This is a genomic window from Serratia sp. 3ACOL1 (assembly GCF_003668775.1).
In the GTDB taxonomy this organism is placed as follows: domain Bacteria; phylum Pseudomonadota; class Gammaproteobacteria; order Enterobacterales; family Enterobacteriaceae; genus Chania; species Chania fonticola.
Window position 1 is genome coordinate 3,901,942 of sequence record NZ_CP033055.1, and the last position, 15,735, is coordinate 3,917,676.

A 15,735-nucleotide genomic window follows, 5' to 3' on the forward strand; every position below is an offset into this window, starting at 1 on the left:
CTCAGGAAAATAAACGATGAAAACGCAGGTTCGTCTTGCTCTGATTGGTGATTACCGCAGCGAAGCCGTTGCCCACCAAGCCATCCCCGTCGCTCTCCAACTTACCGCCTCACACCTCGATATTGATATCCAATCCCAGTGGCTCCCCACAGAAACCCTGACCGATGTCTCTGTCCTGCAGGATTATGATGCTATCTGGGTGGTCCCTGGCAGCCCCTATCGCTACGATGACGGCGTATTTATGACGATCCGCCATGCCCGCGAGCAGAACATCCCTTTTCTAGGGTCTTGCGGTGGGTTTCAATATGCGGTGGTAGAATATGCGCGCAATGTGATGGGTTGGCGCGATGCTGGTCACGCGGAGACCGATAGCGGGGGCCGCTTGGTGATCGCACCGCTGAGCTGTTCACTGGTTGAGAAAACCGGCACCATCCTTTTTCAGCCAAACACGCTGATCGCCCGCGCCTATGGCAAGCTGGAGACTCACGAAGGCTATCACTGTAACTTCGGAGTTAACCCTGAATTTGTGGCGGATTTGGAGCAACACCCGCTGATCATTAGTGGGCATGACATTGAAGGCGATGTCCGCTCGGTGGAGCTGCCAGGCCACCGTTTTTATGCCGCTACCCTATTCCAGTCAGAACGTGCGGCGTTACGTGGGGAGCTTTCCCCACTGATTGTGGCCCTGATCCAGGCCGCTCGTTAACCCTTGTCGGGGGCTAGCCCAGCCCCCTGATTACCACATTAACCGACCGATCAAGGGCGCCCCGATCACCGTGATAATCCCCGCCAACATCATCACCAGGCTAGACACTACGCCTTCCTGCTGGCCTATTTCATAGGCTCTGGCGGTACCGGCACCGTGGGAAGAGGCGCCAAACCCCGCCCCTTTCGCCAGACCGCTGCGCACCGACAAGCGCAGGAACAGAATATCGCCTACCGCCATGCCAAACACGCCGGTGATCACCACAAACAGTGCCACCAAGTCGGGTTGGCCGCCCATCTGTTTCGCCGCTTCCAGCGCGAACGGCGTAGTGATGGAACGCACCGCCAGGCTACGCTGCACCTCATCCGGTAACGTCAACCAACGGGCCAGCCACACCGAGCTGTAAACGGCTACCACCACCGCGGTAAACACCCCGACGCTGAGAGAAAGCCAATGGCGGCGAATAATATGCAGGTTTTCATAGACCGGCACGGCAAAGGCGATAGTTGCCGGGCCAAGCAACCACAGCAGCCAGTGCGTTTCACCGATATAGCTCTGATACGAGATATGTGTCACCACTAGCAACAGCACCAATACCATCGGCGTCAGCACCAACGGCATCAACAGCAGGCTACGGCGGCGGCGGTAGAGCCATTTATTGGCAAAATAGAGGACCAATGTCACCACCAAGCAGGTGATGCTGAGGATCACGTCATTCATTACGCATTTTCCGCCGTTGCAGCCAGATCTCGAAACGATAAACGCGATCCACCACCAGCCCGGTCGCTCCCAGTGTCAGCATGGTGCTGATGGCAATCACCAAAAAAATCTTCCAGCCCTCCACCATCAACAGTTGGGCATAGTTCACCACCGCCACTACCGCTGGCACAAAAAACAGCAGCATTTCGGCCAGTAGCCAACGCGACCCCGCCTTTACCCAGTTAAGCGGCAAAATGCGCAGTAGGATCAGCGCCAACATCATCAACATGCCTACGATGTTAGCGGGCAAAGGCAGATGAAACTGTTGCACCAGTCGATCGGCAAGCAGGAATAACAAGGCATACAGCACCACTTGAATCGGCACCTGTAGGCGGACCAGGAAAGCAGGCGCAGCACGGCGTAAAGCCAGAGACATGAAAGCAACCTCAGAAAAAATCAAGGCTTACAGTATACGCAGCCGGGAAACCCTGCCTGAAATGAATTAAAATCATCAACATCATGCCATAAGGGAATAGTTTCCCGGCGGCACCGCCTTCAGGAGAGCCCAAAGTGGATGTCCGCACCCTGCGTTATTTTGTGGAAGTGGTCCGCCAGCAAAGTTTCACCCGCGCGGCCGAGAAGCTGTTTGTTACCCAACCCACCATCAGCAAAATGTTGCGCCATCTGGAAGATGAGTTGGAGTGCACACTGCTGGTACGCGAAGGGCGCAAGCTGCATCTCACCGACAGCGGGCAAGCGGTCTATCAGCGCGGCCTGGCGATCCTGGATGAGTTCCGTCAGTTAGAGGCCGAACTGGATGACATCAGCTCGGTGAAAAGGGGTGTGCTGCGGCTGGGTATTCCCCCCATGGTCGGCAGGCAGATTGCCGGTTTGATCCGTCAGTTCCGCCAGACCTATCCGGGTATCGAATTGAAGATCTCCGAGCTGGGCGGCCTTTCGGTTGAACAGGCGGTGTTAACCGGAGAGTTGGACCTGGCGATGACGATACTGCCCGCAGTATCTGACCAGCCGTTGACCTTTTTGCCCCTGCTAAGCCACCCGATGTGCGTGGTTGTACCAAAGACGACACACTGGCTCAACCGCACCAGCATCGCGATCAATGAGCTGGCCGAGTGGCCAATCCTGATTTATAACGAAGACTTCACGCTGTATAAAATGCTGATGGCCGCTTTTCAGCAGGCTGGCTTCGAACCCAAGATTGCCGTACGCAGCGGCCAGTGGGATTTTCTGGCGGCGATGGTGCAGGCCGGTGTGGGAATTGCCACCTTACCGGAGCCAGTCTGCCAATGGCTGGATAAAGAAAACCTGATCTGGCTGCCGCTGGAGCCACGAATGGAGTGGCAAGTGGGGCTGATCTGGCGCCAGGGCAGCTACCTTTCCCACAGCGCCCAGGCCTGGATTGCCTGCTGCCGGGAGTATTGGCCTCAGCCTTAATAGTCTTCTGTTTCCCCTCACCCCAACCCTCTCCCAAAGGGCGAGGGAGCCGATTCAGAGCGCCTATCAAGTAGCGTGATCAATCTGTGGCCCGTAAAGTCCCTCTCATTCCATAACGGCAGCAAATTCACGTCATAATCCCCTGCTATACTTCGGCTAATGCTCATCAAAAATCACTAAAAAACCGCTGATTTACTCTTCCGGCCAACGAAAGAGACAGCATGCCCCTTTATTCAGCCGGATGGAAAAGATATGCAGCGGAAATCCCTCCAGAGTATCGCTCCTGGCCTGATGAACCTGCTCGCTTACGAGCGTAGCTGGTTGAAACCTGATATCCGAGCTGGCCTCTCGGTGGCGGCAGTGGCATTACCGGTGGCGATTGCCTACGCCGAGCTGGCTGGCGTGAGCGCCATCGTCGGGCTTTACTCCTGTATTCTACCGATGATCGCCTACGCCATTTTTGGCTCATCGCGTCAGTTGATCGTCGGACCTGATGCAGCCACCTGCGCGGTCATCGCCGCAGTAGTCACTCCGCTAGCGGCTGGCCATACCGAGCTGCACTGGCAATTGACCATCGTGATGACCCTGATGATGGGAACCTGGTGCCTGATTGCCAGCCGCTTCAAGCTGGGAGCCATTGCAGACCTGCTGTCACGCCCGATCCTCAATGGGTTGCTCAACGGCGTAGCGCTGACGATTATCGTCAATCAGATCAGCAAGATATTCGGTTTTTCCTCGCCCTCCAGCGAGCTGATTGAACGCATTTACGCACTGCCGGTTAACTTACTCAACAGCCATTGGCCCACGGTGCTTATGTCACTACTGACGCTGTTGATCCTGCTTGGCGTCCACTATGCCCGGCCTAACTGGCCCGCCCCGCTGTTCGCCGTGGTGCTGACGACGGCGTTGACCCGGGCGGCGAATTTGCCGCATTTTGGTATTGAAACGGTTGGGGGCTATACCGGTGGCGGTTTGCCCATGGTGTCATGGCCGAATTTTAAACCCGGGCTGCTGCGCGATCTGGTGATCCCGGCGCTCAACCTGGCCGTCGTCAGCTTTGTCAGCATGATGCTGACCACCAGGAGCTTTGCGGCAAAAAATGGCTACGAAGTTGACGCCGACAGCGAGTTTCGCGCACTGGGGCTGGTGAATATCGTCTCCGGGCTTTCGCAGGGATTCGCCATCAGCGGTGCCAACTCCCGTACCGCCGTTAACGATGCCAACGGCGGCAAAAGCCAGCTGGTCTCGGTGATTGCCGCGCTGGCGATCGCTTTGGTAGTGGCATTTTTTAGCGAGCCGCTGCAGTTTATCCCCATCCCGGTACTCGGCGTGGTGCTGATTTACGCCTCTTGGTCGCTGCTGGATATGCGCAGCATTTTCCGGCTGCGCAAACGCAATCGCCCCGCGTTCTATCTGGCGCTGTTTACATTCTTGAGCGTGCTGCTGGTAGGGATCATTCCCGGCATTGGGCTGGCTGTGCTGCTGGGCCTGTTACAGTTTCTACAGACGGTTTTCCGGCCTACCGAGCAGCTGCTGGGGGTCAATGCAGACGGTATGATCCATTCGCTAGGTAAGAGCAACGGCATCCAGCCGGTCGATGGCGTCATTATGTACCGCTTTAATTCGCCGTTGACCTACTTTAACGTCGCCTATTTCAAGCGGCGGATCACCACTCTGGTAGATGGATCGCAGGACCAGCCACGTTGGGTGGTGATTGACGCGGTGGCCAGCTTCACCCATGCGGATATCAGCGTGCTCGCGGCTGTCGAAGAATTGAAGCGGGATTTACAACTGCGTGGGATCGGCCTGGTACTTGCAGGCCGCCGTACCGAATTGACACGCTGGTTTCGCCTGGATCGCTCCGGCAGCAAGGAGAATAAACTGATCCTGGTTCCCGACCTGTATCTGGCGTTGAAGCTGATCCAAAGCAAGGAGAGTAAAGCGCAAGGAGAGCGAGATGCCGAAGCCTTGGCTGAGTAAGATAGGGGCCGCATAGCGGCCCCCGTACAGATGTGGCTAGCCTTCTCGCTCAACCAGCAAGGCTTCCAGCAGATCGAGATCGTGCAGCAGTTTTTGCAGCGTCTCGTTGCTGATTTTTTGCGTAGCACGCAGGTGATAAAGCTCACCACGCTCCGCCCGCAAGGCGGTCAAACGGAAACGCCGCTCGAGGTTTTCCAACGCCAGCGCATTTTCGATATCGTCTTTACTGGCAATACGCCGCCGCAACATTCCGGTCACCCTGGAACTGACCTCTTTGAGCACCTGCGGATCGAGGTTTTCCTCGGTGTCTGCCACCAGCCGCTCTTCCATCTTGTTAATGCTCTCAATCGCCACCTCGGCAGCCATGGCAATCGCCATGCGCTCTTCGGTCTTGCTGGCGCTCTTGTCTGCGACATGCACCCCGCGCAGCAATAACGGCAACGCCAGTACGCCAACGATCAGTGACAGCAGGATCACCCCGGCGGCGATAAACACCAGTTGATAGCGCGCCGGGAAGGCGGTGCCATCGCTAAGTAACAGCGGGATAGAAAGCACACCGGCCAGCGTAATCGCCCCACGCACGCCAGCGAAAGAAGCGACCCACAGCTCACGTATGCTGTAATCGCCAAACTGTAGAGGGCGCTTTTTCATAAAGCGATTACTGGCCTTTTTCATCACCCACAGCCAACTGAAACGCAGCACCAGCAGCGCGGCGTAAATAATCGCCACGTCGGTGAACAGATACCAGGTCTCGATAGTCGGATCCAGTTCAGCCTGCACAATCGAGGTTTCCAGGATCCCCGGCAGCTGCAGCCCCAACATGATGAACACCATGCCGTTGAACACGAACTCCAGCATCGCCCAGACGCTGTTAGCGCGCAAACGCATAGCCAGTGGTGCGTTACGGATCACGCCAGACTGGCTGATGGTCATCCCCGCCGCGACGGCAGCCAGAATGCCGGACACGCCGATATGTTCGGCAATCAGATAGGAGGCAAAAGGCAACAGCAGCAGCAACACAATCTGCGTGGCCGGATCGTCTCCGCTCCAACGGCTCATCACGCGCAGCGATTTACTGTAGGTCCAGGTAACCGCTACACCGGCGAGCAGACCCCCGATCGCCACCTTCAGAAACTCCATGGAGGCACCACCGACGGTGAACACCATGGTGCCCATCGCCACCGCGATGGCAAATTTTAACGATACCAGGCCGGAAGCGTCATTCATCAACGCCTCGCCTTCCAGCACACTCATGATGCTTCTGGGGATGCGCCCTTTGCCAACAATACCACCCAGAGCAACGGCATCGGTAGGTGACAGCACCGCCGCCAGCGCAAACGCAGCAACCAACGGAATACCCGGTACCATCATGTAAATGAGATACCCAACTCCAACAACGGTGATCAACACCAGCACCAATGCCAGCCCCAGGATTTCACGTCCGTGGTGCAGGAATTCGCGTGTCGGTGTTTTCCAACCGTCGGCAAACAGCAATGGCGGAATAAACAGCACTAAAAACAGTTCGGGGTCAAAATCAACATGCAGCCCGAAATTCGGCCAGGCCAGCAAGGCCCCAATGGCAATTTGCATCAAGGGTAACGGGATCTGGAACGGCAACATGCGTGTTACCACCCCAGACAGGGAGACCACCAGGATCAAAATGAGGATTGTAAAAAATATTTCCATGCTTTCCTTAGACTCTTAAGTTCAGATCACCAAAGCGCGCGGGTAATAGTGTCCGAATAGTAGATCACTTTTTTTCTCAGTTATAAAGCTTGTTGTGCCTTTCAAAACACGTCGCAGCAAAGAGGGAGAATAGTCTGAAGGAAATGAACAACGGGGCCGGAGGATGGCCCCGTAGAAGAAAGGCTTAAATTGCCCAACCACCCGCATAGAATGCCACCAGCGCCACCGCGATTAACACGGTACCGATGTTCAGCCTGCGCCATTCACCAGAGAACACGCGGCCAATCACCAGCGAGCTGAAGCCCAGCATGATGCCAGTCACGATGTTACAGGTCAGCACGATAAACACCGCGCACAGCAAACCGGCCATGGCGTCGACAAAGTCGTCGAAATCCAGCTTGGTGACGTTGCTCAACATCAGCAGGCCAACATACATCAGCGCAGGAGCGGTGGCGTACACTGGCACCAGATAGGACAACGGCGACAGGAACAGGATCAGTAGGAACAACAGACCGACCACGGTGGCCGTCAGGCCGGTTTTACCGCCCGCCGCCGTACCCGCGGCAGATTCGATATAAACCGCGGCAGGTGCAGCCCCAACCAGCCCGGAGAAAATGCTGCTCAGGGAATCAGAAGTCAGCGCTTTGCCACCGTTAATGATCTGGCCATCTTTATCCAGCAGATTGGCCTGCCCAGCGACCGCACGGATGGTCCCCGTGGCGTCGAACACCGCAGTCATTACCAATGCCAACACGCTTGGCAACACCACCGGTTGTAACGCCCCCATGATATCCAGGCTGAAGATCAGCGATTTACCATCCGGCCCCGCCAGGCTAGGCATGGCGAACAACCCTTGGTACTTCACCGCCGGGTCGAAAATCAGGCCGATAAGCGAGATGGCAATAATGACCAGCAAGATGCCGCCAGGTACACGCAGTTTTTCCAGGCCGAAGATCACCGCCAACCCGATTAACGTCATCACCACTGGAAACGAGGTAAATGCTCCCAGCGCTACCGGCAAGCCATCCAGCGGATTTTTCACCACCAGGCCGACACCGTTAGCCGCGATCAACAGCAGGAACAGGCCGATACCAATACCGGTGCCGTGCGCCACTCCCATTGGCAGGTTACGCAGGATCCAGGAACGGATACCGGTAATCGAGATAATGGTAAACAGGATCCCCATCAGGAATACGGCACCCAACGCCACGGGAATGCTGATCTGCTGACCCAGCACCAGACTAAAGGCGGTGAACGCCGTCAGTGAAATAGCACAACCAATCGCCATCGGCAGGTTGGCCCACAAGCCCATCAGCAACGACCCCAAACCGGCAACCAGGCAGGTGGCAACGAATACCGCAGTCGGTGGGAAACCGGCCTTACCCAGCATGCTGGGAACCACGATCACCGAGTAGACCATCGCCAGGAAGGTGGTTAACCCTGCCACCACTTCCTGACGCACGTTGGTACCCCGTGCTGTAAGTTTAAAATACGCATCAAGCCCGCCTTTAGGTGTCACGGCGTTATTTGCTTGAGAATTCGACATGTTGCTGTCCCCTGTTTTTCATTGCTGCCAGCCTGGATGAAATGGCTTGTTATCCCACTGATGCATGGTCATTACGAAACCGTTTCCGTCACGTTCGCTTCCTTACCCTTCAGGAACGCGGCAACAGACGCCGTGTAAAAGGCAAACGTTTAACTCTCATCGCATGCAGCGGGTGATTTATGGTGGTCTTATCCCCAAAAATCCCAAACGCTACTGGGAGGGATTTTCAAGGCAAACGATTATCTAGCCTTCTATGCCGTCTGATCAACTAAAGATCGCGACAATTTATGCGAAAACGGATTGGCAACGCTCATTGTTGAAGATGTGAGGTTTATCACATTACGACTTGAAGAGGGGAGATCGCCCCGACAGCTTGGGGCGGAAAAGATTATTGCGATTGCATCGCCTGCTCATCCATGTACATCAACTCCCAGATATGACCATCCAAATCCTGGAAGCCATGGCCATACATAGTGCCGTAATCCTGTGGCTGATTATAAGTATTGCCACCGGCAGCAATGGCTTTGCGTACCAACGCATCTACCGCTGCACGACTGGGTTGCGACAGGCAAATCAGCACTTCCGTCGCTTTGTTGGCATCGCTGATGGGATTGGGGGTAAACAGTAGGAATTTCTCGTGAGTCAGCAACATCACGTAAATACTCTCACTCACGACCATGCAGGCGGCAGTGTCATCGGTAAACTGCGGGTTGAAGATAAACCCCAGTTGGCGGAAGAACTCGATAGAAGCGGGCAAATTGCTGACGGGCAGGTTAACAAAAATTTGCGTAGCCATGGGCTACCTCCTATGAAAGTGACCCTATCGAGTATAGTTCAAGCCTTCAACCCAGCACGCTAAACGGCCCCCCCTGTTCCAGAGCACGCTGATACGCAGGACGCGCGTGAATGCGTTGCAGATAGTTTTGCAGTTTCGGGCACCCCTCCAGCCCGCCTCGCCCAGCTAACGCCTCCACCGGGAAACTCATCTGGATATCCGCAGCGCTGAATTCATTGCCTACAAACCAGGTGCTTTTATTCAGATGTTGCTCCAGATAATCGCGATGCGTCGCAATCTGCTTATCCAGATACTCTTTCTGTACCCCTTTACCGATCGCCCCGGCAAACGGGCGTATCACCCATGGGATTGGCGGGTGTCCTAAACGGCTAAACACCAGTTTCATTACCAGCAGCGGCATCAACGACCCTTCTGCATAGTGCAGCCAATAGCGATACTCCTGGCGAGCGTGGAAATCCGTGGGCGTGAATAACCCTTGCGCGTCATAGGCTTCCTGCAAATATTCAATAATGGCACCCGACTCGGCCAGCGTCAGATCGCCGTCTACCACTACCGGCGATTTACCCAACGGGTGGATCTTTTTCAACTCGGGCGGTGCCAACATGGTGGTTTTATCGCGTTGATAACGTAGAACCTGATAGGGAACACCGAGCTCCTCCAAAAACCACAAGATGCGCTGCGAACGCGAGTTATTCAGATGATGCACGATAATCATGGTTTTCTCCCTCGACGGCCTGGAGCCGTTGCCACACCAATTCGCCAATCTGCACGCTGTTATCCAGCTGCAACGGTACGGTGCGTAATGTGAGTGTCTCGCCAGTGAAACTGTAGAAGCGGATCTGCTGGCTACCTAGCCAGTTGGGGAACGAACAGCCCTCGACCCGATGAATGACGCACTGTTTATCTTCATCAATCCGATAGCGGCCAAAATAACAGAGCATATTCACAAAGGCGGTGCGGATCTCTCGATCGCTGCCCTGCGCCAAATCCTCCGAGGCAAACCTTGGCCGCGTTGCGCTATAGAGCTGCGCTGCCATGGTGCCGTTGGCCTCATAGTTGAGCCGTCCCAACACCTGCTCGCCCAAAGGGTGATGTATTGCCCCATCCTCCCCTTTGAATACGGAAGAAACCAGCGCCCAACTGCCAATGAACCGGTCTGCCATCATCACATACACTCCTTAAACGCCCTGGTTAAAAGGTAGTTGTGATTTCAACTATCGCCAATGATGCCTATGAATGAGTTTAATGCTCTGACTTTGGCCTTATTCACTCACAAATAGGACAGAGAAAGCACCATCATCAGGACATAGGCAATGGTTAATTGCACACAGTTTCTTTTGATTATCTGGAACGGCGTCACCCCTACAAAGCCAGACACGGCGATAATAACACCTGAAATTGGCGAAAAGCTCCGCCCTAAACTGGCTGAAAAATGCAACGGTACCAACATCTTAAACACCGAAATGCCCGCACCTTTCGCCACTTCAGCACTAAGAGGTGCAAAGGCATTAAACACCGTACCGGTCCCCATGATCACTGAGCCACAGAAAATCAGTAAACTAAACAGAACGACGATGACCGTGGCATAGTGACCCTCATTAGGAATAAAGCCAAACAACGTATCAATAAAGCCAATTTTTATAATCCCCGCCACCAAAACCTGAGCACAAAGCAGAATAGAGACCACGGTAATAAAAGACTGCCCCATCTGATCGAATAGCCCAAGCACCTTATCGGTTGATTTCTTGAGGTCGAAGGTTCTGATTGAATCAATCAGGAAAGCAATAAAGAACGATAAAATAATCGCCGAAACCACATCAATTTTAATTTGCAAATAAGAGGGGAGGTACTCCTCCACCAGGCTGGAGAAAACGAAGAGAATGATCATTGGAACGACAGGCAGCAGAGCATAATATGTCGGAACATCCCTCGAAATGTCAGCGTTCTTGGCCTGGTTTTCGCTATCATCTTCATTTACAGCTTCTTTCCTGTCCCAGTATGCCTGCATCACCATATGAGATATCCCGATGACAACGAAGAGGATGGCAACAATAGGGACCTGCTTATCCACAAAGAATGAAAACAGGTCATATCCAGTGAGTTCGGAAATCAGCACACTCCCGGTAGCGGATGGCCCATAGTCAATACATATGCCAGAGGCAATCACTGAGGCTACAGCCGCTTTTGAACATCCAATAGAACGTAAAACCGGATATAGCGTTGTGAGCATCAAAAGAGCCAACCCTGAAGGGCTTGAAATAAACAAGGCTAAAACCTGCATCAGGATATAACAACAGCCTAAAAGTACGTACTTCGCATTGATTCTCTTGAGGGGCTTAATACAAACCCCGACCAGTTTTGCCGAAGCACCAATATCGTTCATGTATCTTGAAAAGCCGGCAATAACCATAATAATCAAGCCAAGCTTGGAAATGCTATCGGAAAAAAGCACTTTGATTTCAATGAAGATATCAATAAATTTGGAACCAGACGCTGCCTTGGTAATACTGACATCGGGAAAGGCAATAACCGTTGCAATCAAGAGAATAATGCCCCCGGTTAAAATCACAGCTTGAGCATAGTATTTCTTTGCGATGCCGGCGCAAACCAACACAATCACCAGAAAGGTGATAGCAAGAATAAAGGGTTTGTCACCAAACAGGTGCTTCAACGCGCCAAGCGCCATTAACCCCATGATAATAAACAATATCTTTTTAGCTTGATTCAACATTACCCTTTGCATGATGACTCACCTTTGCATGAAGTAGCACCCGACAACTATCATTACCTTTATGATATGATCACATAACCAATAAAACATGTGATAACGATCTCAAAAGCAATAAAACGCAATAAAACGGCAGATCACGGTTGACTACGCTGCTTTTTCACACCAATAATCAAAAAAGGAATACATACATAACCAAAATGTAATGAGAGGTATGTTATGAATACGGGTATGTTCGAATCATGCATTACCGGCCACTGGTTCAATCCCCAAGCGGTTGAACTCTGGTCTGATGTTAAAACTATACAAGCATGGCTAGACGTCGAAGCGGCTCTTGCTCAAGCACAGGCAAAATTGGGGGTTATCCCCGAAGAGTGTGCGCAAAAAATCACTCAATCCGCTAACGCAGATTTGCTGAACATTGACGCTATCAAGCAAGGGATCCGGGAAACTTGTCACCCGTTCGTACCGGTCTTAAGAGAGTTTGAACGTGTTTGCGGCAAACAAGCTGCGGGCTATATTCACTGGGGGGCCACCACTCAAAACATCTTTGATACGGCTGCGTCTTTACAGCTTCGTGCCAGCCATAACCTCATCACCGGTTATCTGGAAAAGGCATTGCTCTCTTTTTCCGCACTGGCTTTAAAATCAAAGAGCTACACTCAGGCGGGAAGAACTCATGGGCAGCACGCCCTGCCAATCACTTTTGGCTTTAAGGTCGCGTCATGGTTTGCTGAACTTCAGCGCATCAAAAACAGGCTCTCCAATGCCACGTCAGAGGCTTTTACTGTCAGCCTGGGAGGGGCCGTAGGAACCTTCTCTGCCATGGAAGGCAAAGGCCGGGAGATTCAGGAGGGCATGGCTGCCTTACTTAATCTGACATCCAACACGATCCCGGTACGCACCTCCAGCGACTCACAAACACATTACGTCGCCATTCTTGGGCAATTGGCGAGCTTTACTGAAAAAGTCGCTCAGGAAATCATTTTCTTGCAAAGAACGGAACTGGCCGAACTGGAAGAAAGTTTCCATCATGGCAAGGTTGGCAGCTCCACGATGGCCCAGAAGCGTAATCCGCAAAATGCGCAAAACCTGGTTGGCCTTTCACAATTGCTACGCGCCCGTGTTCCCTTATCATACATGGCGATGCTCAAAATGAATGAAGGTGACGCTGCGGAAAGTAATGTGATGGATGTCACTCTTCCCGAAGTGGCTATTCTGGCAGTCTCGATCAGTGAAAATCTGTTTAAACTGATCGACGGATTACAGGTTTATCCGGAAAAAATGCTGGAAAACATCAAGCTGACCAAAGGCCTTATTCTCTCAGAATCTATCATGATGGCTCTTGCCAAAGACATCGGCCGTGCCGAAGCACACCATATATTGTACGAAGCCGCCATGGAGTCGGTGTTAACTGGCGCAGCGTTTTCCGATTGCATTCGTGCTCAACTCATCAAGGAAGATGTCGTTGCAACAATAGACATCGATAAATTACTTGATGAGGCAAGCTATATCGGGGAAGCCGAGAGCTGTGTTGATTTTGTCTTGCAGAATGTAAAAAGATAAACAGCGCTTTACCCATGCTGCCTCTGGTATATCCGAAGGGCTCATTTATACATCAATGAGCTCTTTCTTCATTTTGAAAAATGTTGTATAGACTGCAAATCATCAGTCACATACTCTACGTAATCACTGCAGTAGGGGTTTAAGATATTGGGCAGATAGAAAAAGGCCATTTCATCGTAAATCTCCACATCAATGTCTTTGATAATGATGTTATCGTTGGACTGATGGATGACTGGGAAATTCGGCACCAAACATAACCCCAGATTTTCATTGACAAAATTCAGAGCCACCAGCGAATCCGACACCTCTGCTATAACGTTGGTTTCGACACCAGAACCACTGAATGCTTTCATAACTTTGGAAAACAAAATATTCCTTGTGGTATACATAATAATATTTCTGAAATTAAAATCTGAAAGCACCAGTTTTTCTTTCTTTGCCAATTCATGATTTTTGTGCATCATACACACAATTTTGGATTTAAATATTGGCTCTATCGTTAACTCTGCCAGGTTGTTATTTATATCTGCGTTAGCCAGTGCAATATCGGCCCGCCCTTCTCTGAGCAAATTCATCATATCGACAGAGTTCACCACACTAAATGAGACTTTGACATTACTCCTTTCTTTAGCATAGCGAGCTGTCAGGGGGGCGAGATAGGAATACGCAATGGTTGGGGTTGTGATCACTTTTAACGTCTTGCTGGACTTACTGGCCCAATTGTTATCATCGATTCTCTCGAGGGAGTTAAAGATATTAACGATTTCCTCATAAAAAAACAGAGCATCTTTGGTGGGGTTAAGGCGCCCTTTCTCACGGGTAAATAGTGTCTTACCCAACTTTTCTTCAATACTGGCAACCGCCTTACTGACTGCAGGTTGACTTATTCCAAGGGACTCGGCAGCCTGGGTCGCAGAACCTTTCTCAATAATAGCCTTGATAATTTCAAAATCTCTCAAAGAGGCCGATCTTATCGATAGATTATTCTTCATGCCTGCTTCCCGATACATAGCTTAACGTTAGTGGGCTGACCTAACTGGTTGGTCATTGTAACAAGGAAAATGAGTAAAACTGAAGAAGAAACAAGCCCCAGCACTTGTTCGCCCAAAGGGTATTGCGTTGCCCCCTCCCCTTTAGATACCCAATAAGTCGTGCTGCTTTCATGAAAGACACTTCTCAAGCGGCCAGTTAGTAGATAGCTGCCCTTTCAACTTTCGTCCTCCCTTTCAATGATTCAGTTTATTTGATGTAGATACTCAAAACTCTCCGATTTTCCATTCCCGCCAAGTGGCCTATCATTCAACACATCGAGAGACAACAGCCTCTCACCTAACAAAACCCCTGAGGATTGAATCATGAAAAGCATCAAAATTTTTGCTACCGCTGTACTGTTAACTTCCGCTTCTTTCGCCAGCGTTGCCGCTGACCAGGTCACCAGCCAACCAACTGCCGACTCACAAAAAATCGGGGTGGTTTCCGTAAGCGGTGCCAGCAACCTGAGCGCTCTGGAAGCCGAACTGGCAAGCAAAGCTGCCGCATCCGGTGCCAACTCTTACCGCATCGTTTCCGCCGGTGGCCAGAACAAACTGTACGGCACAGCAGAAATCTTTAACTAATCGTCAGATTACGAGCCCCGCAAGGGGCTTTTCGCGTTTTAGCGGGCGGCAAAACCCAGACTCACCAAACTGCTCTATAATTTACCAGCCAACCGGCACTTTCCAGACAGAGCCCTGCTCACGGAATGCTCTGGCAATTCCCAGCCCGTTCTTTCCCGATACTGCTTTTGCGATTCAATAACCTTCACGACTTCTGGAGAAATATCATGTCAGTAACGCAATTTCTGTCAGGTAGAGTGGCTTTTGTCCAGGGTGGTTCACGCGGTATCGGTGCCGCCATCGTTAAACGCCTGGCACGTGAAGGCGCTACCGTCGCTTTCACCTACGTTTCCTCCCCCGATAAAGCCGATGAGGTGGTTGAAGCCATTACGGCGGCTGGCGGTCAAGCCATTGCCATCCGTGCAGACAGTGCCGACGCTGAAACTCTGCAACAGGCGATACGCCAGACGGTAAACAGCTTCGGCAAGCTGGATATTCTGGTGAATAACGCGGGCGTGCTGGCAATGGGTAGCCTGGAGAAATTGTCGTTAGCAGATCTGGATCGCACGCTGGCCGTTAACGTCCGCAGCGTATTTGTCGCCAGCCAGGAGGCCGCGCGCCATATGAACGATAATGGTCGCATTATCAATATCGGCAGCACCAACGCTGAGCGCATGCCGTTTGCGGGTGGAGCGATCTACGCCATGAGCAAGTCGGCGCTGGTCGGTTTAACCAAGGGTATGGCTCGCGATCTGGGCTCACGCGGCATTACTGTCAATAACGTCCAGCCCGGCCCGGTAGATACCGATATGAACCCGGCAGATGGCGACTTTGCCGAACTGATGAAAACCATGATGGCCATTGGCCGCTATGGCAAGGATGAAGAGATCGCCAGCTTTGTGGCTTATCTGGCGGGGCCAGAGGCAGGATATATTACCGGCGCCAGCCTGACGATTGACGGTGGTTTCTCAGCGTAAT

The 15,735-nt window shown here is 52.2% G+C and carries 15 protein-coding genes; 6 read left to right on the plus strand and 9 right to left on the minus strand.

Annotated elements, in window-relative coordinates:
* Positions 1–16 precede the first annotated feature (16 nt).
* Positions 17–706, plus strand: coding sequence for a CTP synthase (locus D9980_RS17575; RefSeq protein WP_121607981.1), 690 nt, complete (start codon positions 17–19; stop codon positions 704–706).
* A 30-nt stretch (positions 707–736) separates the two neighbouring features.
* Here D9980_RS17575 and D9980_RS17580 read toward each other — a convergent pair whose 3' ends face one another.
* Positions 737–1,426 carry an LrgB family protein gene (locus tag D9980_RS17580; protein WP_121607982.1) on the minus strand — a complete coding sequence of 230 codons (690 nt, stop codon included), beginning with the start codon at positions 1,424–1,426 and terminating at the stop codon, positions 737–739.
* Positions 1,419–1,841: a CidA/LrgA family protein gene (locus tag D9980_RS17585; protein ID WP_024483957.1), complete on the minus strand. Its 423-nt coding sequence runs from the start codon at positions 1,839–1,841 to the stop codon at positions 1,419–1,421. The genes D9980_RS17580 and D9980_RS17585 overlap by 8 nt, the downstream gene beginning before the upstream one ends.
* 134 nt (positions 1,842–1,975) lie before the next feature.
* On the opposite strand from D9980_RS17585, the gene D9980_RS17590 reads away from it, so the two are divergent.
* Together D9980_RS17590 and D9980_RS17595 are read left to right on the plus strand one after the other, a co-directional pair.
* Complete coding sequence (locus D9980_RS17590) at positions 1,976–2,860, plus strand: LysR family transcriptional regulator (RefSeq protein WP_121607983.1); 885 nt, start codon at positions 1,976–1,978, stop codon at positions 2,858–2,860.
* 252 nt (positions 2,861–3,112) lie between these two features.
* Complete coding sequence (locus tag D9980_RS17595) at positions 3,113–4,840, plus strand: SulP family inorganic anion transporter (protein WP_121607984.1); 1,728 nt, start codon at positions 3,113–3,115, stop codon at positions 4,838–4,840.
* Between the two features lie 36 nt (positions 4,841–4,876).
* On the opposite strand, the gene D9980_RS17600 is transcribed toward D9980_RS17595, so the two are convergent.
* The 6 genes from D9980_RS17600 to dcuC form a co-directional block, all read right to left on the minus strand.
* Entirely contained in the window at positions 4,877–6,526 is a 1,650-nt protein-coding gene (locus D9980_RS17600; RefSeq protein WP_024483960.1) for a Na+/H+ antiporter, read from the minus strand.
* Between the two features lie 184 nt (positions 6,527–6,710).
* Positions 6,711–8,072, minus strand: coding sequence for an NCS2 family permease (locus tag D9980_RS17605; protein ID WP_121607985.1), 1,362 nt, complete (start codon positions 8,070–8,072; stop codon positions 6,711–6,713).
* Between the two features lie 388 nt (positions 8,073–8,460).
* A complete protein-coding gene (locus D9980_RS17610; RefSeq protein ID WP_024483962.1) occupies positions 8,461–8,868 on the minus strand; it encodes a VOC family protein in 408 nt (135 codons plus the stop codon).
* Between the two features lie 46 nt (positions 8,869–8,914).
* Positions 8,915–9,583: a glutathione S-transferase family protein gene (locus D9980_RS17615; protein WP_121607986.1), complete on the minus strand. Its 669-nt coding sequence runs from the start codon at positions 9,581–9,583 to the stop codon at positions 8,915–8,917.
* The gene (locus D9980_RS17620; RefSeq protein ID WP_121607987.1) at positions 9,558–10,034 is read right to left on the minus strand and encodes a lipocalin-like domain-containing protein; all 477 of its coding nucleotides are present in this window, start codon (positions 10,032–10,034) and stop codon (positions 9,558–9,560) included. The genes D9980_RS17615 and D9980_RS17620 overlap by 26 nt, the downstream gene beginning before the upstream one ends.
* Before the next feature lie 104 nt (positions 10,035–10,138).
* Positions 10,139–11,611 carry a C4-dicarboxylate transporter DcuC gene (gene dcuC, locus D9980_RS17625; RefSeq protein WP_121607988.1) on the minus strand — a complete coding sequence of 491 codons (1,473 nt, stop codon included), beginning with the start codon at positions 11,609–11,611 and terminating at the stop codon, positions 10,139–10,141.
* Between the two features lie 204 nt (positions 11,612–11,815).
* On the opposite strand from dcuC, the gene D9980_RS17630 reads away from it, so the two are divergent.
* A complete protein-coding gene (locus D9980_RS17630) occupies positions 11,816–13,162 on the plus strand; it encodes an adenylosuccinate lyase family protein (RefSeq protein ID WP_121607989.1) in 1,347 nt (448 codons plus the stop codon).
* Between the two features lie 68 nt (positions 13,163–13,230).
* Here D9980_RS17630 and D9980_RS17635 read toward each other — a convergent pair whose 3' ends face one another.
* Positions 13,231–14,154, minus strand: coding sequence for a LysR family transcriptional regulator (locus tag D9980_RS17635; protein WP_162304285.1), 924 nt, complete (start codon positions 14,152–14,154; stop codon positions 13,231–13,233).
* 363 nt (positions 14,155–14,517) lie between these two features.
* Here D9980_RS17635 and D9980_RS17640 point away from each other — a divergent pair, with 363 nt between their 5' ends.
* Positions 14,518–14,778, plus strand: coding sequence for a YdgH/BhsA/McbA-like domain containing protein (locus D9980_RS17640; RefSeq protein ID WP_121607991.1), 261 nt, complete (start codon positions 14,518–14,520; stop codon positions 14,776–14,778).
* A gap of 206 nt (positions 14,779–14,984) precedes the next feature.
* Positions 14,985–15,734, plus strand: coding sequence for a 3-oxoacyl-ACP reductase family protein (locus tag D9980_RS17645; RefSeq protein ID WP_121607992.1), 750 nt, complete (start codon positions 14,985–14,987; stop codon positions 15,732–15,734).
* The last annotated feature ends 1 nt before the right edge of the window (position 15,735 follow it).